Source organism: Vibrio syngnathi, from assembly GCF_002119525.1.
GTDB lineage: Bacteria > Pseudomonadota > Gammaproteobacteria > Enterobacterales > Vibrionaceae > Vibrio > Vibrio syngnathi.
On record NZ_CP017917.1, the window covers coordinates 90,127 to 108,361 of the forward strand.

Below are 18,235 nucleotides of genomic sequence, written 5' to 3' on the forward strand. Positions count from 1 at the left end.
GCTCCCGGATTAGCTCTGTAGGGAGCGTTTCCAATCGGCTAGGGCTTGAATGTGTTTTGGCCCGATGCCACAACAGCCACCGACAATATTCGCTCCTAGCGCGTGCCAGCGTTTTGCGTAAACTAAATAACCTTGACCATCCAGTTCACGTATCTCTTGAAGCATATCATTTGCTTCATGTTCGCTACTGATCGGTGCAAAGTTGTTGGCGTAGACACCAATTTCTAAATCACAGCCTAGCTCACCAATCACTTTCTTAGCATCAATAATGGCTTGATCCATCACTTCAGGCACTGAGCAGTTAAACATAATGCCTTTCGCGTTTGATTGGCAGGCAAGTTTGATCGCATCTGTTACGCTTTCGCCAGAGCGAATGCTGGCAGAGTCGCCCTTGGTATCTTCCAAGCTAAAGGCGTAATAACACGGTTTGTTTGATTGCTTGAGTACCGCATGAATGGATTCGAATTCTTGCAGGCTACAGATGGTTTCTGCTATCCAAAGATCGATGTTCGGGTCTTGGGCATCGTAAAGCGTTTGAATGATTGGCGCTGCCTCTTCGACCTTAAATAAGTCTGGTCGGTAGCTGCCAAATGGTGGTGGAATCGCGCCCGCCACTTTCACGGTGTGAGAAGCTTTGTCAGCAACTGCTTTAGCCAGTTCGCCAGATAGTGCTGCGAGTTCAAAGCCTCGTTGTTCAAAGAGCTCTTCACCCAAGTGAAAAGGTACACACGCGTAGCTATTGGTGATCAAGATTTCAGCACCTGCATCGACAAAGTTTTGATGCGCTTGGCTGACAAATTCGGGTGCTTCAGTCAGCGCTTGAGCACTCCAAAGCGGTTGAGAAAATGGCGCGCCAATTTCTTTGAGTTCTCGGCCCATGCCGCCATCAAGTATGGTTAGTGTTTTCATATTCAATACTATCTAAACAATTGCTGAAGTTCTGCCGTCACCATATCAGACAACCTTGTCAGACAGAAGCCATCAAGACTCTGTGTTATTGATAAAATGTGTCGGACTGTTTTGGAGATAGCCTCTGCATAATTTAGATCACCCTTATCCAATAATGTTCACCACCACACGCATCAATATCTATACGCATGAGTGGCATACTTGCTATTGTAGTCAGCAGTTTAGAGCGAGTTACCAACTTATGAAGTATGGCCTTACCATTTTGGTCTACAGCATGAACACTGAAGTGGTTTTTAGCTAGGTCGATACCGCAGAAATAAGAATAATCAGACATGGTGCCTCCGGTGCATTTAAGTACTACATAAGTTTGGCAGATTCTCGGGAGGAGAATTCATGTTATTCGTTATAACTACGTGGCATTTTTGAACTCCCTCGAAGTAAATTCTTACTGCTTTGCATAGTAAACTAGTTGCTATTAGCCTATTGGTTTACAATGCCAATTAGGAGTGGATATGTTCAAGTGCCCAAACTGCGCAGAGTCCTTGACAGTGAGGGATAAGTTAAAATTCATCCCTGGCAAACTAATAAAATGCAAAAAATGTTCTCATGAGTTAAAGCTGTTCAAGGTCTATTATTATGCTACCTTTTTTTTTGCAGCTTCGGGTAGTTCCCTTTTCGTCAATCAATTCGGACTTAACGAGTTAAATGCAGCAGGATTAGCGTTTGCGTGTTGTTTTTTGTTGTTTATATGTCAACCAATTAGGAAGCGTAGTTATAACAAATAAGGATTAAGGTGTTGCGCAGTCAACACTAAATCCCGAGTGTTGAACAAGCCCGAAGCCGTATTATTAAGTAAATGGTACGATTGGGTTTGGGAGATATGTTTATCTCATCAACCATTTCAGAACGTTAAATGGTAGGTCATAACAATCTGTAGAGGGAAAGTACATTGAAGTTAACGAATAAACTCGTACGTTACCCGCACATTGATGTTGATCGTGCGTTTGAAAAAGAAGATGAGTTATTGCAGCAAATACAGGCCGGTGAGATTGCGCAAGCCTTAATGCTTTGGCAAGCAAAAACGGCAACACTCGTATTGCCTGCGGGTAAAAAGTGGCCAGTGACGTTAGAGTCTAGAAAACAACTTGCGGCACAAGGCTGGCAACTCACCTCACGAAAAACCGGCGGTGCTCCTGTTCCCCAACTACCAGGGATCATTAACCTATCGCACATTTACCATTGGCCTCGTGATGAAGCATACAACATCCCAAAAGCGTATCGACATTTATGCGATGTATTAACCCTGTTTTTTAAAGTACTGGGCATTGATGTGGATGTACACGCAACCCCCGGTTCTTATTGTGATGGTGACTACAACCTCAATATCAATAAACAAAAAATAGTGGGTACTGCACAGCGTGTTTTGCTTAAACAAGGGGGCGGTCAAATCGTACTTTCGCAAGCCTGTATCTTGTTAGACGTAGACCTAGAGAACATCGTTGCTCCCGTGAATTTTTATAATCAAGTTTGCGATAACCCAACCGTGGTGGATGCGCAGGTTCATACTCCTTTGTCTGAGCATTTGGCAACCCTGCCCAACGTAGACTCACTCTTTCAGCAGCTAAGCCAGGCTTTCATCAAGTATGCGTAATGCTAACCAAACAAGAAAGCCTCAACTAAATGAATTAGCTGAGGCTTGGTCGGTATTAGCCTTGTGATAGCCTATATTGGCTTCGTTGACGTTATTATTATTTTGTTTTTTAGGTCTTAATGAGCGTGAACAGCTGAATCTTGGTATAGCTCAGCATCCACTTCTTCGCCTTTGTTCGGGCGAGGTACAATCTCAAAATAGGTGTCGGCTTCAGTCAGAGAATTCAGCAGTTTATTGAGCGATGTCTTGTCACCTTTCACGCCAGCTTGTCCTTCTTCCAACAGTTTATTGAGCGTCGTTTTCTTCAACACGATGTCAGACACATCAGACTTATTGATGATCAGTGTCGTATCCGCATCTTGTAGCTGACTTACTTGAATGTTGTTTAGGTTGCCATTAGACATCTCAACGTAGTAGAACTCTTTCATGTCAGGTAGCTGAATATTCATTGTGAACGGCGTGTCTTGCGCCTTCAACGAATCCACTTTTACCGCTAAGTAATCGAGTAGGTTTTCAATCGTCATGTTCGCCAATACATCCGGAGAAGCGGTTTTTGGCGCGCCTGGTTGTGTACCGATACGCAGTTCTTGAGCACCCGTCAGATAGATGTTTCTCCAACCTGCACCTTCTGATTTATAACCTAACTGCTCGTAAGTATCTGCCAATAAGCCACGGGCTTTTTTGTTCTCTGGTTCAGCTTGGACAACCTTGTTAAGTGCCGTTGCGACGAAACGATATTCGCCTTCTTGGAAATCTTGCTGCGCTTTCTCAATCACAGCATCACTGCCCCCCATGTATTCAACAAACTTAACCGACTCTGGGTGAATTTGCAGTGGGTTCAGGTTCGCAGGGTTCATGTCGAAGTAGCCAAGGTACATGTTGTACACAGCGCGAGCATTGTGAGAGTAAGTACCGTGGTAACCGTTGGTGTGCCAAGACTGTTGAATGCTGTCTGGCATTACCTTGTAAATCTCGTCACCGATGTCTTGTAGAACCACACCGTTGTTGGCTAAACGAAGCGTTTGGTTATGAGTAAAGCCGTACGCGTCACGCTGCATTTTTAGGTAATCAGAGATCTCTTGCTCACCCCAAACTGGCGCTGAGTGAGACGCAAATAGCACCTCTGTTTCTTCGCCCCAAGTGACTAACATCTCGTTGATTTTTTTAGACCACTTCAAACCATCACGTACTTTTGCGCCGCGAAGTGTGTATAGGTTATGCATGCCTTGGTAGGTCAGTTCGCCTGTCCAAAGTGCTTTCATGCTTGGAATATACGTCACCATTTCTGATGCCGCTTCGGTACCTGAAGCATCCATGAATTGCATTTCTAAGCCGTCGATAACCAGAGTTTCAATCTCTTCGTTATGGTTCAGCTCGTAGTCTGGCAGTACGTAAGTAATGCTACCGGTTGATAGGCCTTTCGATAGTGCCGCATCCACAATACCGTGTTCATGACGATTCAGTGTCGCGCCGTATTGATAAGCAGTACGACGAGACATTGCATTACCCGCCAGTACGTTTTCGTCGACGATTTCTTTGGTGATGTTTTTTGAACCGTAGACTTTTACATCTGGGTACGCGTCTTTGATTGCTCTTGCGCCACCAAAGTGATCAGCGTGCGAGTGAGAATAAATCATGGCAACGACGGGCAGTTCACCGCCATCAGGCACATTGTTCTTAAAGAATTTGAGTGATTTAGCGGCCGCTTCTTTGGTGAGCAGAACGTCGTAGGCGATCCAACCGTTGTCACTACGGATGAAAGAGATCGATGCCAAATCGGCACCACGAACTTGATAAACTTTGCCCGGTACAACCTCGTACAAACCTTCAGCCGCTTGGTTCAAGACCGCTTGGCGCCAAAGCGAAGGGTTTACTGAATCTGGTGCTTTTTCAGCGTTTGAAACACTTGGTTCGATGAAGTTGAAGCTGTTACGGATGATATCGCCAGTTTCTTGATCGAAGCTAGCAATAAGGCCTTTGTTGTTATTGTCGAAAGCACGAGTGTCGGCAAAGTTGAGTGTTTTTGCGAACTCTTGGTTTGCTTTGGTGGTCATCTCGGTTGCGCTTTTGCCACCTTGGTCGCCAATTTCGCTAAAGTGTGCGTGGTCATGGTTAGCTGCAACAGCAGGGAATGCGAGTGAGATAGCTAGGAACAGTGATGCATTTTTGAACGTGCGAGAAGTTTTCATAAGAGCCTCTTCATTTCAGAATTTTGTTTCGTTGAGGCGATTATAGGAATAAGACATATAGCAAAAAATAAAGTAAGCTTTAGTTGATACATCACGGATGGCTATGTATTGAATCATGCAATGGTTGGGGAACGAAGACGAAACCTGACCTATGATTGATTAAGGCCACATTGACAGGGAGAGTAACGGTGAGCGACGTGGAAAAGTTGGATTTAAATCTATTGAGCGTGTTCTTAGAGGTGTATCGATTAAAGTCGATCACGCTTGCATCTGAATCGCTTGGTATGACTCAACCTGGGGTGAGTGGGGCATTGAAACGACTGCAATCTCAGCTTGATACTGACCTGTTTATTCGTGAAGGGCGAGGGATCATTCCGACCAATGCTGCGGTGCAATTGGCAAGCCGAGTAGAACCTGCACTCGAGGGGATAACCAGCGCAGTCAGTACCTTAAAGCAGTTCGATAATCAGCAGCATCATGTCTTCCGACTTCTAGTGAATGAGATCGGTTTAACCAAGCTTCAGCCCCTTGTAGAGCAAGATGAAACGCTGGGAAATATCTCAATCGAATTCAATATGGTGCCGAATAACGAAGAAGAACTTCTTCAGAGTTTGAGCATGCAGCAAGCGGATCTTGCCATCGATATTCACTACCCTCAGGTCAATGGTTATATGAATCAGCAAGTGCTTGAGGACAAGTTGGTATTGATTGCTCGTAAAGGGCACCCAAGAATTGATGGTGTCGTGACCGAAGATCAGTATTACGATGAGAAGCATGTTACTTTTAGGATGCGTCGTTCTCGCCTTTATACGGCTGACTATTTCACCAAGAAGGCGATCAAACCGAGAAAAGTGAGTTCAGAGTGCGACTCATTGATGATGATGTGTGTGTTGGTATCCGGTTCTGATTGCGTCGGCAGTACTTCTCGTGATTTTGCAAACCAATTTGCGGAGCGATTCCAGCTTCAAGTTCTTGAGCAGCCATTTGAGGTGTTGCCGATGCAGCAATACATGATTTGGCATAAAAGAACCGAATCCAACCCTGCTCATCAGTGGTTGAGAAACAAGATCCAACAATACATGGCTGACTAACGAGATGCTCTTTCTGCTCGTTTTTGTTTGGCGCTCTCTATCATCTTAGAAGGTGTCATACCTGTTACTAACATGGTGCCAGTGATTACCAGAATTGAACCAGTAATCGTATTGATGCCAATTGCTTCATCTAAGAATAAGTTACCCCAGAGAATACCAAATACCGGAATGATGAAGGTAACGGACAGGGCTGAAGGCGCGCCGAGTTCAGAAACTAGATTGAAGTAAAGCAGGTAAGCAAGTCCAGTACACACCGCGCCCAGTAAGATAACCGATGTAGTAATAGTTAGATCCGGAGCCTCTCTCATCGGAATGAAAAAGATGAACGGCAACACGATCAATACCGCAGCCCACATGCTGCCATGAGCATTATTGAATGCCTCAACTTTAGGTGCTTGTTTGGTATAGTTTGATGCTATTCCGTAGCTAAAGGCCGCCATCACCGCAGCACAAATCGGAAGTACAGCTTCATGGCCGATGTTTATCGCATCCCAACCAACGAGCACTCCTACTCCTGCTACCCCAATCCCAAGTCCTAATAGAACTCTCGCCTCGAGTGCTGTTTTCGTCCATATCGCACCAATGATTGCCGCCCATATTGGCGCGGTAGAGTTCAAGATGGCGAGTGTCGAGGCGTTCAGTGTTTGTGCGGCATAAGCGAAAAGTAAAAAGGGAACCGCAGTATTGAACAATCCAAGAATAAAGAAGTGTTTAGCATGTGAATTGAACGACAACTTCTTTCTCAAGTAGAAAGAGACCAATAATAGAGTGATGGCAGCAAACAGTACTCGTGCTTCAATCAACACCGCTGGGCCCAATGGATTAGCGGCAATTCTCATGAACAGAAACGAACCGCCCCATATAGCCGCAAGTAGTATCAGTTTTAAAAAGCTCACAGTTTGAATCTCAGATTGTGTAAAACACCGACTATGGATCAAAGCTATGTATTGCACAAATTTAGATGTTAATACTGTGCAGCTAATTGTTGGTATTTTGATAACGGAACTGACTATTAAATAGGAACACTTTTGATGAATTATGTTCTGTTTATTGTTCCTTATTTGATGAGTAATCTAGCGTTAGACATCAAACTTAGGCAAACAAAATGAAGATTGAACACATCGCAATTTGGACCAAAAAACTCGAAGTACTAAAGCGATTTTATGAAGATTATTTCGGCGCGACATCGAACTCAAAATATCACAACCCAACTAAAGGGTTTTCTTCATACTTCCTCTCGTTTGAAACGGGAAGTCGTTTAGAGATCATGGAAATGGATTCTGTGCCTGAATCGAAAGATGACATTTATGACCAGTTCACAGGCTTCATTCACATGGCGATTTCATTAGGGTCGGAACAAGCGGTCGATCAACTGACTCAACGCTTGGTTGAAGACGGCTATGAGCGCTTAGATGGCCCAAGAAGAACAGGCGATGGTTATTATGAGAGCTGTGTGCTCGATCCTGATGGCAATCGCTTGGAGCTTACTGCTTGAAGCAAGAACTCAAGACCAATCTAGCAAACACACACATGATCAATATTTTGAAGAGCACTGATCGTAACGCTGACTTTTGATTAGTCTGTAGTTCGATCAGAAAAAGATCGTTTAGTTATTGCTGAAACCGGTTTCAATCTGTATCTTGGCTTTTATTGAAATCGGTTTCAGAGTTGTGAGCGCAGCTCTAACCCTGATCTTTTTCACGAATAACTTGTAGCGAGTAATGGTATGAACAACGAATTTCCGAACGATTTTTTATGGGGTGGCGCGGTTGCGGCGCATCAACTAGAAGGCGGCTGGGATGCGAATGGCAAGGGTGTAAGTGTTGTTGATGTATTAACAGCGGGCGCTCATGGCGTGCAACGTCGAATCACCGATGGTGTGATTGATGGCGAAAACTACCCAAACCAAGTCGCTGTTGATTTCTACCATCGATACAAAGAGGACATTAAGTTATTCGCTGAGATGGGCTTTAAGTGTTTCCGTACCAGTATCGCTTGGACGCGTATTTTCCCTAATGGCGATGAAGCTGAGCCGTGTGAAGCGGGTTTAGCGTTCTACGATGATCTGTTTGATGAGCTATTGAAATACGAAATTCAGCCAGTCGTAACGCTGAGCCACTTTGAAATGCCTTACCATCTAGCCAAAGAATACGGCGGTTGGATGAACCGTAAAGTGATCGACTTCTTCGTTAAGTACTCGACTACGGTAATGGATCGTTATCAGCACAAAGTGAAATACTGGATGACGTTTAACGAGATCAACAACCAGATGAATACCTCTGCGGATATTTTCGGTTGGTTATGCTCGGGCGTGAAATTCCCACAGTGCGAAAAGCCGCAAGAAGCTATGTATCAAGCAGTTCACCACCAGTTTGTGGCAAGTGCTTTAGTGGTTAATAAAGGTCACGAGATCAACCCAGATCTTCAGATCGGTGCAATGTGTGCGATGGTGCCTTTCTACCCTCGTTCTTCAAAGCCAGAAGACATTATGGTGGCGCAGAAAGCGATGCGTGATCGTTACTTCTTCTCGGATGTGATGGTTCGTGGTCATTACCCAAATTACGCTAAGCGTGACTGGGCAATCAAAGGCTTCAATATTGAAATGCAGCCAGAAGATGAGCAGATCCTAAAAGAAGGTAAGGCCGATTACTTAGGCTTTAGCTACTACATGTCGAATACCTTGGATTCTTCTTCTCACCAATCTACAGAAGAAGCGATGGACGGCGGTCATGAAAACTCGGTCGAAAACCCGTTCATCCAGTCGAGCGATTGGGGCTGGCCAATTGATCCAACAGGTTTGCGTTTCTGTTTAGCTTCTCTGTATGAGCGTTATGAAGTGCCATTGTTTATTGTTGAAAACGGTTTTGGTGCGGTTGATACCGTTGAAGAAGACGGCAGCATTAACGACGACTACCGTATTGCTTACCTTGGCGACCACATCAAAGAGATGAAAAAAGCAGTCGTAATCGACGGTGTTGATTTGATGGGTTATACCCCATGGGGCTGTATCGATTTAGTGTCGTTTACCACCGGTGAGATGAAAAAGCGTTATGGCTTCATTTATGTAGATAAGCACAACGATCAATCTGGCTCACTAGAACGCAAGCGCAAGAAGTCGTTCGAGTGGTATAAAGGCGTGATTGCATCTAACGGTGCCACTATTTAGAATGCATTTCCCAGCGCAGTTATGTGAACTGTGAGCTGTCATTTTGCAATGAATTAGTCGGCCTATGTCGGCTAATTTTTTATAAAGGAAAAGAAGCGAATGGTAACCATGCTTGATGTCGCAAACCGCGCAGGCGTATCTAAATCGACCGTTTCTCGTGTCTTAAATGGCAAGAACATCGTGCGCCCAGATGTGGTGAAAAAGGTATTTGATGCGATTCAAGAAACAGGTTATCGACCGAACTTGTTGGCTCAGCAATTGGCGACCAAGAAGACCAATTTCATCGGCTTTGTAATCACCAATGAGTTGTTCAATGGCCCTTACTTCTCTTCCTTGATGTATCACGCGGCTTCTTATAGCGAAAAGTCGAATCACCAGCTGGTGATCACCGATGGCAAACACAGCGCTGAAGACGAAATAAAGGCGATCAACTTCCTGCTGGATATGAAGTGCGCGGGCATCATCATTTATCCGCAATGCTTAGCTGAAAGTGAGATTGCAAAGATCATCGAAAGCACTGACACACCGATTTTGGTGCTCAACCGAGAAATGCCGTCGAAGCCTAATCATGCTATCACCACCGACCATTATCAGAGCGCTTGTTTGATGGTGGAACACATCATCGAACAGGGTCATACAGAGATTGCGGTTATTCGTGGTAAAGCCGGTTCTTCGACCGATGAGCTGCGTTACCAAGCCTATCAAGATGTGCTAACTAAACATGGTATTGCATTGGATGAGGCCAAAGTTGTTCAAGGTGATTGGACGATGGAGAGCGGTTATCATGCGGCTCAGGCTCTGGTAAAAAGCAAAGTAACATTCACTGCTATCTTGTCGGAAAACGATGACATGGCGATAGGTGCGATTAAGGCGTTAACCGAACTTGGGTACTCATTACCTCAAGATGTTTCTATCGTCGGTTTTGATAACAGCAAAGTGGGGGCGTTTTTAACGCCAAGCTTAACGTCTGTCAGTGTGCCATTAGAGCAAATGACGCAAAAGGCGATCCTGCAAATTGTCGCTGAAACAGAGCAAGCGACCACCATCAATACCACTGGCAGTTTGGTGTTACGTGATTCGATAGCGAAGCTAAATTAGCACCGTTCGAATTTCATATTTCACCTACAAAAAGTGACGAGCTGCGCATCTCTTCAACCAAGCGTAAACACTCTTTATTCACTGTTATTTAGATGTGCGATATTGCGTTTTTGGGTCGATGAATTGACCTGCATTAGTTAAGTAATGTGAAACTAGATAAGTAATATGAAAATAACTAATTGATGTGAGAACAGGTAAGTAACGTGAAAACAGAAAAACAAAAAATGCTAGCAGGCGAACCTTATCAGGCTTGGGATAAAGAGCTTTATGCCGCTCGTATCGAATGTCGTAAGGTGCTTCAAAAAATCAATAACAGTATTCCTGATACACCCGAATGGGAAGCGGCAACGCAAGAGCTCATTCCGGGCTGCGAAAATGCGCATTTAGAGCCGCCGTTTCGTTGTGACTACGGCTCGAACATCAAGTTGGGCAAGAACTTCTACGCTAACTTTAACTGCGTGATTTTGGATGTGGCTGAAGTGACCATTGGCGACAATGTGCTGCTTGGTCCAAACGTTCAAATCCTGACCGCAGGCCATCCACTTGATGTGAAAGGCCGAGTTGAAGAGGGTGTTGAGTTTGGCACACCGATTAATGTTGGCGACAATGTTTGGCTTGGCGGTGGTGTAATCATCTGCCCGGGTGTAACCATTGGCGAAAACAGCGTTATTGGCGCAGGCAGTGTGGTAACTAAAGACATCCCAGCCAATGTGGTTGCAGTCGGTAATCCATGTAAAGTGCTGAAAGCGATCGATAACGGACAATAATCAGATTTAAATGACGAAGCCCGAACCTAGGTTCGGGCTTTGTTTTTTCTATCCTTGCTAGATGCTAGATGCTAGATGCTAGATGCTAGATGCTAGATGCTAGATGCTAGATGCTAGATGCTAGATGGAACAGCTTGTTGTGCTTGCTTCTTATCTAACGCACCACTGAATCGAGTCAGAATAAGAGCGATCAAAACAATCACAGCACCTACCCAAGGGGTGTTCATTAATCCAGATTTCGTGACAATCAAACCACCACCCCACGAGCCCAATGCAATACCGACGTTGAAGGCTGCAATGTTCAACCCAGAAGCGACATCGACTGCGTCTGGTGTGTATTTCTCAGCCAGTTTCACAACATACACTTGTAGCCCCGGAACGTTACCGAATGCAAATGCACCCCAAACCAAAATAGTCGCAACGGCTGCATAAGGGTTTACAGCGGTAAAGTTGAATACCACCAATACTGCGGCTAAACCAGAGAAGATAACGGTCAGCGCTTTAATTGGGCCCATCTTGTCGGCCATTTTACCGCCCCAGATGTTACCTACCGCCACTGACACACCATAAACCAACATGATTAAACTGATAGAGCTCGAATCAAACCCTGATACGTTTTCCAGTATTGGAGCAAGGAAGGTAAAGGCTGTGAATGTGCCGCCATAACCTAGTGCTGTGATAGCGTAAACCAACAGTAAGCGTGGTTGAGTTAGAACCTTTAGTTGTGCCGAAATCTTCGCCGCTGGTGGTTGCTTAAGGTTGCTTGGAACCAAGATAGCGCTACCGATAAGAGCAATAAGACCAAGCAGAGCAACGATCAAGAAAGTCGCTTGCCAGCCAAAGGTTTGGCCGATGTAAGTGCCCAGTGGTACGCCGGTTACCAATGCAACCGTTAAACCCGTAAACATGATCGCGATGGCACTGGCTGCTTTATCTTTTGAAACCAAACCTGTCGCGATGGTCGACCCAATCGAGAAGAACACACCATGGGCAAGGCCAGTCAAAATTCGTGCGGCGATCAGCGTGTTATAGCCTGGAGCTTGCCACGCCAATAAGTTACCAATGACAAACAATGCCATCACGGTCAGCAACACCGATTTACGATTCCATTTGCCGGTTAATGCCGTTAATACTGGTGCGCCAATAGCAACGCCAAGCGCGTATAAACTGACTAATAAACCTGCTGATGGCAGAGATACATTCAAGTCGCTCGCCATGGTAGGAATCAAGCCTACGATGACAAATTCTGTGGTTCCGATGGCAAAGGCGCTGAACGTCAATGCGAGTAATGCTAGTGGCATAATCATCTCTCTTACTGTTCTTTGTTAAATACCGAGCGCGATAAAATGGGGCAGCTTGTGACTGCAATAGGAGCGCTTCGTTTGATGGCGAGGATTATCTAGCAAAATATATTTGTGAAAAATGCCGTCATTAACAAATAACCTTTGTGTTATTTGCAATAATCGGAGAGTTAGCCGATCATTGGATTAAGCTGATGAGATCGAAAAGACACCGTGATTTGAGCTGTGATGAGCACAAGCGAGATGACATTAAACAAAATGAAGATAGCGAAGGAGCCTCATGTTAACCCGTTCAGATGATTTAGAAATGGTACTCACCGTCGTCGATGCTGGCGGGTTTTCTGCGGCGGCAGAGGCGCTAGATGTGCAGGTCGCCAAGGTATCTCGTGCGGTGAGTAAGGTTGAGTCGCAACTCGGCGTCTCAATATTCAACCGAACAACGAGACGCGTGGAATTAACGGAGGAAGGGCGGCAGTTTGTCGATTCAGTCAGGGTGGGATTACAGATGATTCAGAGCGCGGAAGAAGAAATCGTGTCGCGCGGTGAGTTGCCAAAAGGTCGTTTAAGAGTCGATGCCGCCAGTCCATTCGTATTCCATCAGCTAGTGCCTTTGGTGCAGTCATTCAAAGAGGTTTATCCAGACATTGAGTTGGAACTCACTTCCAACGAAGGCTTCGTTGATCTTCTGGAAAAGAGAACTGATGTTGCGATTCGAATCGGTAAGTTGTCTGATTCAACACTGCACGCTCGCCCGTTAGGAAAAAGCTTACTCCATATTGTGGCGTCACCTGATTATCTCGCTAAGCGTGGGCTACCCACCAAACCTGAAGATTTGAGTTCGCATCAAATTGTGGGGTTTGCGGGTAACAAAGTGCTTAACCATTGGCCTTTGCCAAACCCAAGTGATGTCGCGCCGACTGTGACAGCCAGTAATGGTGAAACGGTGCGTCAACTGGTATTAGCTGGAAATGGGATCGCTTGTTTATCGGGGTTTATGGTGCAGGAAGATATGGCAGCAGGGCGTCTAATCCCTATTTTGGAACAAGACAAACTTGCCAACACAGACCGAGAGCGAGTGAATGCGGTTTATTACAAGTCGTCCTCTGTCTCTAAACGTATCTCGGCGTTTATTGACTTTATTCAGCCCCGTTTGAGCTTGTAGGAAAGAATGAAACACTCTTTAGCAGCACACAGCCAAGCCGTTATTTGAATCGTTTGAGAGCGGGTATTCGTATCAATGTTTAGAGAGTGCATACTGTTGTATTGAGATTCGATAGGTGGATGTGATCTCAATAGCGTTTACTGACTTTCAGTGTTTAAAAACCGCCCGCCCAAGCATCGAAGTCATCAATATTGTCGAGTTCTTGCTGGCTTCTTGGCGCTGGGTAATAAGGCAGAGCCAATCTCTGAGCGGAAGGTTGCAGTTCCCAATCGGGCGTAATCTTGAGTCGGGTCAACTCATCGTTGAGGCGCACAAACATATAGTAGCCATCGGCATGGGTATTGGCGTAACTCGCGATTGTGGCGATATCACCAGAAGGTAATTTTACGTCTCGACCGAGTGGATAGAGTTGGTGCAATGCGAAACTCACTTTGGGATCTTCAAGTTTGCCTCGCTTAAAGCGTTCTAATCCGATGGCGGTTGAAGTAGTGCGCGGCTTCCACCCTGTGAGGAACAATCCACTCAGATTATCTTGGAACGGCTTACCCTTTCGATTGCCTTCATTGGTAATGAATTGAACCGTCAGCGTGTCTCCCGATTCTTGCAGAATTTCTAAAAACTGTTCACCAGTGCGATCGACCAAAAGCTTCATAATATCCAGCTACCATCAAGAATGAGAGACGATAAAGGGTACTACTTTAGGGGAGGCTTGTGTAGAGACGGTAAAGCTTACGTCGCGTGAACAATGTTTTCGGTGTTGATCCTTTCATGCCCTTAGAGCAACAACAGCTTTAATGCTTACGTAAGTAATGCGTTTGCACTATTTCATCAAGGTACGTCGTGACGTCTTTTAACGTAAAGTCGACGGGAGATACTAAGTCACCAAATAACGGAAACCCGCCACCAAGCACGACAGGAATGGTCGAGATGATCAGCTCATCAATCAGGTCTTCTTTCATGAAGTTTTGAATGGTGATGCCGCCATCAATGTACAAGTTGTTTAGGCCTTTGTTATTCAAATCCGCGACAATCTGTTTAAGCTCGCCCTTCATCAAAAACACCTTACCTTCAAGCTCTTGAGGTACTTCATTTAAAGTGTTGCTCAGTACATAGACTGGCTTGCTGTAAGGCCAATCAATGCCAAAGCTCAGCACCATGTCCATTGTATTACGCCCCATAACCAGTGCATCGATACGATCGGTGTGGGTGTTGTAACCCATGTCGTCACCGTCTGGATTTGGAATCGCTTGCAACCAATCTAAGCCGCCTTGCTTGTCTGCAATGTAACCGTCAAGGCTGGTTGCGATGAATACAATATTTGACATTTTTAACTCCGATATCGATGAGAAACTTGGCATCTACACAGTAATAAATTAAAATATTCTACAGTGTAGAAATAAAGTTTAAGAGGTGACGGTATGACTGTCAAGGATCAGAAACGAGGTCGACCAAAGAGTGGATCAAGCCAACTCAGCGCCGAGAGAATTCTCGCTATTGCTAAAAGCATGATGCGAGAGAGTGGCAAAGTACCAAGTATTCGAGGGCTAGCGACAGAGCTCGGTGTGGATGCGATGGCGATATACCATTACTTTAAGAACAAAAATGATCTCTTGGAATCGATCACTGTCTCTTTGGTAGGAGAAGTCGCGCTGCCTCAACAAAACCAAGTGTGGCAAGAGAACCTTTATCAACTCAGTGTGAGTTACCTGTCGGTGTTGAATGACTATCGTGGGTTGCTAGAAACTCTGCTGACCATGCAATCTCTTGGGCCGGTTGAGGTATTTAGCGAGCGTTTTGAAGCGGTGTTGAGCCCGTTATCGTTAACCGAAGAGCAAACCAAAAACGCGTTGGATTTGCTGGTGGATTATTTACACGGCTACGCTTTGGCGTTGAACTGCAACCCAGACCGAACTGAACTCACTATTGAAATGGTCGAAAAGCCGCTGAGTTTATACTGTTTGGCGCTCACTCAACTTAAGTGATCTGTAGGCCAATTTACCGACCTTTAAATTTATACTGGATAATTACCTATAAATTTCAGGCTTTAGCAGTAATAATCAATGAATAGATCGGAATAGCTTGTTCATTGAAAAGCTGTACGGAAAGTTTATAAAGACGCCATCGTGAAAAGGAAGTCAGATACATGCCTGTGCTCCAACGCATCAGTTTAACCTTAGTTTTAGTCGCTATTCTCGGCGGCTGTTCTTCATTACCCGAAGGCATCGACCACCCAGCTGAACCGCAAACCTCTCCTGAACTTAGCACTCTGTCGGTTTTAGCCAGTGAATATCAACCTCAAGCATTAGAGCAAGCAACCACAGCTGTTCGTTTACAAGAATCTGGTTGGGATGCATTGGCTCAGCGATTGGCGTTGGTTGAAAGCGCAGAACACACTATCGACATCCAATACTACATCTGGAACTCTGACGAATCGGGTAGCTATCTCGCTAGCCGTTTATTAGCCGCGGCTGAGCGTGGTGTGAAGGTTCGCGTAATGCTGGATGATATCAACCTAAACGAACGTGAAGGCTTGTTGTCGGCGCTAGATGCACACCCGAACGTCGAGATTCGTATTTTCAACCCAACGCCAACGCGACGTGGTTTCAGTAAGTGGCTGAGCTTTGTTGGTGACTTTTCTCGCTTAAACCGCCGTATGCACAACAAGTCGTTTACCGTAGATGGCACCTTGTCTGTGGTGGGTGGACGTAATATTGGTGATGAATACTTCGACCTTTCTGACGAGATAAACTTCCGAGATCGTGATGTGTTAGTGATGGGCTCAGTCGTTAACACCATCCAAACAAGTTTTATCGAGTACTGGAATAGCCGTTGGTCTTACCCCGTCGATATGTTGGGTGACGATGAACAACCCGATCTCTCAAAGATAGATAATATTGTCGCTCCGCATTATCAAAATTACCCTGAGTTACCATTAAATCCTGAGGCTGCTGATAGCTTGCTGAACGAGGTGATTGGTGAGATGACTTGGGTAAATGCGCGTTTTGTTTACGATCCACCAGTGCCTATCGATTCAGACAATACCGATCAACCGAAAGCGACCGCGGTTCTTCTTGGGAAACTAGCGAGCGAATCGAAACAAGAGATCTTGTTGGAATCGGCTTATCTAGTGTTTGATGATGGTCAACTTGATGAGTGGCAATCTCTGAGTAACAACGATGTTGAAATAAAGGCGCTGACCAATTCAATGGCCTCTAATGATCTTGTGAGCAACCACTCTGCTTACGCTGGAAGACGTTCCGATATGCTAGAGCATGGTATTGATCTGTTTGAGCTCAAACCAGAATCTAAGCTATGTGAAGAATCGACTCAAGACGCGGCTAAATGCGCCCCAACGACCGCTTATGGTCTGCATGCTAAATCAGTCGTATTTGACCGCAGCATTGCGAGCATCGGCTCATTTAACTTCAACTTACGCTCTACCTATCTCAATACGGAATCGGTTTTGATCATCGAGAATAAAGAGATAGCTGAAACATTAGCAGAAACCATTGAGCAAGCGATGAGTGAAGAAAACAGCTGGCGATTAGAGCTGGAAGACGGTGATGTGTATTGGTATTCCGGCGAGCAAAGTTGGGACAGCGAACCTGAAACAGGCAAGTGGGAGAGAATGCAGTCAGGCTTCCTGCAGTTGTTACCGATAGAGAAGTATCTGTAAGCTAATCGCCTCCGGATAAATAAAAATGTCAGCGTATATTACGCTGACATTTTTGTTTGTGATGGCGAAAATTGAGCTCGCTCATCTGAGTCTTTTCTGTATTGAGCTCTGTTCTAGACTTATCGCTTGGTCAGCTGTTTGCTGTTTAAGTAAGGCAGAATGTGTGGGCGAGACTCACCAGACAGCTTTTGCGTGATCTGTTGTGACCAACTGCTTTGCTTCTGATTGCTTGAGCGGTTTGCGTAGTAGCTTTGCATTGAATCGTCGTAGCTAGCAATTTCATCTAAGCTCAATGGCTGGTATTGGTTTTCGTGCATTACTACGTGAGCTGGAAGGCGAGGCTTAACCTCTGGTTGCTGCGCCGGGTGACCTAAACACATTCCGAACAATACGGCGGTGTGTTGTGGTAGTTCTAACAGTTCATCGACTTGTTGTGCGCTGTTACGCAAACCACCAATGTATACGCCACCCAAACCTAGAGACTCAGCAGCCAGCATGCAGTTTTGCGCCATGATGCCAGAATCTACCGCGCCAATCAGGGTCAGTTCAGTAAAGTCGGTTTTCACTTCAGGGTTGATTTGAGCGTGACGTTGATAGTCGATACAGAACACCAAAAACTCAGCCGCGTTCTCAACGTAAGCTTGATTGCCTGCGTATTCGGCTAACAGTTTGCGCTTCTCTTTGTCTGTCACCCTCACGATAGAAACAGCCTGCAGTAAACTGGATGATGACGCGGCAAGACCGGCCTGAATAATCACATCAAGTTGTGCCTTTTCAATCGGTTGATTTGTATATTGACGAATGGAGCGGTGCCCCAGAATAGTTTCAATCGTGCTGTTCATAACTCTCAGCCAGTCCTTGTGATGATGACGTAGAGAATCACAATAACGACTATTACCATGAGCGTAAAGGGTGTTAGAGCCTTTCTGTTTGGCGAAGTGATATTCGTGAATTCAAAAGGATTGCTCTCACAGTTAATCCTTTTTTCGTACTGTTTCCTGCTAGAAGCTAGAAGCTAGAAGCTAGAAGCTAGAAATGGAACGATCAAGAGTTCGCTTTAATGGCGAAGAGATAACGTGATGAAGTGGACTCTGTTGGTCGAATAGCGACCAGAAGGCTGAAATAATCCGGAGTCAGCACTAATTTCACCATGGCCTAAGTCCTGGTATTGGTAGCTCAGCCCAAGATACAAGTCATTGGATATCTTTTTCTCAGCACCGAATCC

The 18,235-nt window shown here is 45.2% G+C and carries 17 protein-coding genes and 1 pseudogene; 10 read left to right on the forward strand and 8 right to left on the reverse strand.

Features of this window, described 5'->3' with window-relative positions:
• Nucleotides 1–9: 9 nt before the first annotated feature.
• The gene (locus tag K08M4_RS15405; protein WP_086050509.1) at nucleotides 10–909 is read right to left on the reverse strand and encodes a homocysteine S-methyltransferase family protein; all 900 of its coding nucleotides are present in this window, start codon (nucleotides 907–909) and stop codon (nucleotides 10–12) included.
• Nucleotides 910–1,045: 136 nt separating this feature from the next.
• A pseudogene (locus tag K08M4_RS15410) lies at nucleotides 1,046–1,243 on the reverse strand (IS110 family transposase); the annotation flags it as partial.
• Nucleotides 1,244–1,421: 178 nt separating this feature from the next.
• On the opposite strand from K08M4_RS15410, the gene K08M4_RS15415 reads away from it, so the two are divergent.
• Nucleotides 1,422–1,694 carry an MJ0042-type zinc finger domain-containing protein gene (locus K08M4_RS15415; protein ID WP_086050511.1) on the forward strand — a complete coding sequence of 91 codons (273 nt, stop codon included), beginning with the start codon at nucleotides 1,422–1,424 and terminating at the stop codon, nucleotides 1,692–1,694.
• A 164-nt stretch (nucleotides 1,695–1,858) separates the two neighbouring features.
• The gene (locus tag K08M4_RS15420) at nucleotides 1,859–2,560 is read left to right on the forward strand and encodes a lipoate--protein ligase family protein (protein ID WP_086050512.1); all 702 of its coding nucleotides are present in this window, start codon (nucleotides 1,859–1,861) and stop codon (nucleotides 2,558–2,560) included.
• A gap of 116 nt (nucleotides 2,561–2,676) precedes the next feature.
• Here the strand turns inward: K08M4_RS15420 and K08M4_RS15425 are convergent, their stop codons facing one another.
• Complete coding sequence (locus K08M4_RS15425) at nucleotides 2,677–4,749, reverse strand: alkyl/aryl-sulfatase (RefSeq protein ID WP_086050513.1); 2,073 nt, start codon at nucleotides 4,747–4,749, stop codon at nucleotides 2,677–2,679.
• A 188-nt stretch (nucleotides 4,750–4,937) separates the two neighbouring features.
• Between K08M4_RS15425 and K08M4_RS15430 the strand changes: the two genes are divergently transcribed.
• Nucleotides 4,938–5,840 carry a LysR family transcriptional regulator gene (locus K08M4_RS15430; protein WP_086050514.1) on the forward strand — a complete coding sequence of 301 codons (903 nt, stop codon included), beginning with the start codon at nucleotides 4,938–4,940 and terminating at the stop codon, nucleotides 5,838–5,840.
• Here the strand turns inward: K08M4_RS15430 and K08M4_RS15435 are convergent.
• Nucleotides 5,837–6,736: a DMT family transporter gene (locus tag K08M4_RS15435; protein WP_086050515.1), complete on the reverse strand. Its 900-nt coding sequence runs from the start codon at nucleotides 6,734–6,736 to the stop codon at nucleotides 5,837–5,839. The genes K08M4_RS15430 and K08M4_RS15435 overlap by 4 nt on opposite strands.
• A gap of 209 nt (nucleotides 6,737–6,945) precedes the next feature.
• Between K08M4_RS15435 and K08M4_RS15440 the strand changes: the two genes are divergently transcribed.
• The 4 genes from K08M4_RS15440 to K08M4_RS15455 all read left to right on the forward strand — a co-directional run bounded on the left by K08M4_RS15440 (nucleotide 6,946) and on the right by K08M4_RS15455 (nucleotide 10,871).
• A complete protein-coding gene (locus K08M4_RS15440; RefSeq protein ID WP_086050516.1) occupies nucleotides 6,946–7,335 on the forward strand; it encodes a VOC family protein in 390 nt (129 codons plus the stop codon).
• A gap of 231 nt (nucleotides 7,336–7,566) precedes the next feature.
• Nucleotides 7,567–9,006, forward strand: a complete 1,440-nt coding sequence (locus K08M4_RS15445; RefSeq protein WP_086050517.1) for a 6-phospho-beta-glucosidase — start codon at nucleotides 7,567–7,569, stop codon at nucleotides 9,004–9,006.
• A 99-nt stretch (nucleotides 9,007–9,105) separates the two neighbouring features.
• On the forward strand, nucleotides 9,106–10,104 hold the full coding sequence (locus K08M4_RS15450) for a LacI family DNA-binding transcriptional regulator (protein WP_086050518.1): 999 nt from the start codon (nucleotides 9,106–9,108) through the stop codon (nucleotides 10,102–10,104).
• 203 nt (nucleotides 10,105–10,307) lie between these two features.
• Entirely contained in the window at nucleotides 10,308–10,871 is a 564-nt protein-coding gene (locus K08M4_RS15455; protein WP_086050519.1) for a sugar O-acetyltransferase, read from the forward strand.
• 113 nt (nucleotides 10,872–10,984) lie between these two features.
• Here K08M4_RS15455 and K08M4_RS15460 read toward each other — a convergent pair whose 3' ends face one another.
• A complete protein-coding gene (locus tag K08M4_RS15460) occupies nucleotides 10,985–12,172 on the reverse strand; it encodes an MFS transporter (RefSeq protein WP_086050520.1) in 1,188 nt (395 codons plus the stop codon).
• Between the two features lie 280 nt (nucleotides 12,173–12,452).
• On the opposite strand from K08M4_RS15460, the gene K08M4_RS15465 reads away from it, so the two are divergent.
• Nucleotides 12,453–13,334, forward strand: coding sequence for a LysR family transcriptional regulator (locus K08M4_RS15465; protein ID WP_086050521.1), 882 nt, complete (start codon nucleotides 12,453–12,455; stop codon nucleotides 13,332–13,334).
• A gap of 154 nt (nucleotides 13,335–13,488) precedes the next feature.
• Here K08M4_RS15465 and K08M4_RS15470 read toward each other — a convergent pair whose 3' ends face one another.
• Both K08M4_RS15470 and K08M4_RS15475 read right to left on the reverse strand, forming a co-directional pair.
• The gene (locus K08M4_RS15470) at nucleotides 13,489–13,986 is read right to left on the reverse strand and encodes a hypothetical protein (protein ID WP_086050522.1); all 498 of its coding nucleotides are present in this window, start codon (nucleotides 13,984–13,986) and stop codon (nucleotides 13,489–13,491) included.
• Nucleotides 13,987–14,125: 139 nt separating this feature from the next.
• Nucleotides 14,126–14,659, reverse strand: a complete 534-nt coding sequence (locus K08M4_RS15475; RefSeq protein ID WP_198299344.1) for a dihydrofolate reductase family protein — start codon at nucleotides 14,657–14,659, stop codon at nucleotides 14,126–14,128.
• A 93-nt stretch (nucleotides 14,660–14,752) separates the two neighbouring features.
• Between K08M4_RS15475 and K08M4_RS15480 the strand changes: the two genes are divergently transcribed.
• Complete coding sequence (locus K08M4_RS15480; RefSeq protein ID WP_086050524.1) at nucleotides 14,753–15,316, forward strand: TetR/AcrR family transcriptional regulator; 564 nt, start codon at nucleotides 14,753–14,755, stop codon at nucleotides 15,314–15,316.
• 161 nt (nucleotides 15,317–15,477) lie between these two features.
• Nucleotides 15,478–17,010: a phospholipase D family protein gene (locus K08M4_RS15485; protein WP_086050525.1), complete on the forward strand. Its 1,533-nt coding sequence runs from the start codon at nucleotides 15,478–15,480 to the stop codon at nucleotides 17,008–17,010.
• Between the two features lie 119 nt (nucleotides 17,011–17,129).
• Here K08M4_RS15485 and nfsA read toward each other — a convergent pair whose 3' ends face one another.
• Nucleotides 17,130–17,852, reverse strand: a complete 723-nt coding sequence (gene nfsA / locus K08M4_RS15490) for an oxygen-insensitive NADPH nitroreductase (protein ID WP_004732266.1) — start codon at nucleotides 17,850–17,852, stop codon at nucleotides 17,130–17,132.
• Nucleotides 17,853–18,235: the final 383 nt, after the last annotated feature.

Coding starts and splice junctions, on each gene's coding strand:
- K08M4_RS15405 (WP_086050509.1), bottom strand. CDS start 909: ATGAAAACACTAACCATACTTGATGGCGGCATGGGCCGAGAACTCAAA.
- K08M4_RS15415 (WP_086050511.1), top strand. CDS start 1,422: ATGTTCAAGTGCCCAAACTGCGCAGAGTCCTTGACAGTGAGGGATAAG.
- K08M4_RS15465 (WP_086050521.1), top strand. CDS start 12,453: ATGTTAACCCGTTCAGATGATTTAGAAATGGTACTCACCGTCGTCGAT.
- K08M4_RS15485 (WP_086050525.1), top strand. CDS start 15,478: ATGCCTGTGCTCCAACGCATCAGTTTAACCTTAGTTTTAGTCGCTATT.
- K08M4_RS15425 (WP_086050513.1), bottom strand. CDS start 4,749: ATGAAAACTTCTCGCACGTTCAAAAATGCATCACTGTTCCTAGCTATC.
- K08M4_RS15440 (WP_086050516.1), top strand. CDS start 6,946: ATGAAGATTGAACACATCGCAATTTGGACCAAAAAACTCGAAGTACTA.
- K08M4_RS15460 (WP_086050520.1), bottom strand. CDS start 12,172: ATGCCACTAGCATTACTCGCATTGACGTTCAGCGCCTTTGCCATCGGA.
- K08M4_RS15470 (WP_086050522.1), bottom strand. CDS start 13,986: ATGAAGCTTTTGGTCGATCGCACTGGTGAACAGTTTTTAGAAATTCTG.
- K08M4_RS15450 (WP_086050518.1), top strand. CDS start 9,106: ATGGTAACCATGCTTGATGTCGCAAACCGCGCAGGCGTATCTAAATCG.
- nfsA (WP_004732266.1), bottom strand. CDS start 17,852: ATGAACAGCACGATTGAAACTATTCTGGGGCACCGCTCCATTCGTCAA.
- K08M4_RS15445 (WP_086050517.1), top strand. CDS start 7,567: ATGAACAACGAATTTCCGAACGATTTTTTATGGGGTGGCGCGGTTGCG.
- K08M4_RS15475 (WP_198299344.1), bottom strand. CDS start 14,659: ATGTCAAATATTGTATTCATCGCAACCAGCCTTGACGGTTACATTGCA.
- K08M4_RS15480 (WP_086050524.1), top strand. CDS start 14,753: ATGACTGTCAAGGATCAGAAACGAGGTCGACCAAAGAGTGGATCAAGC.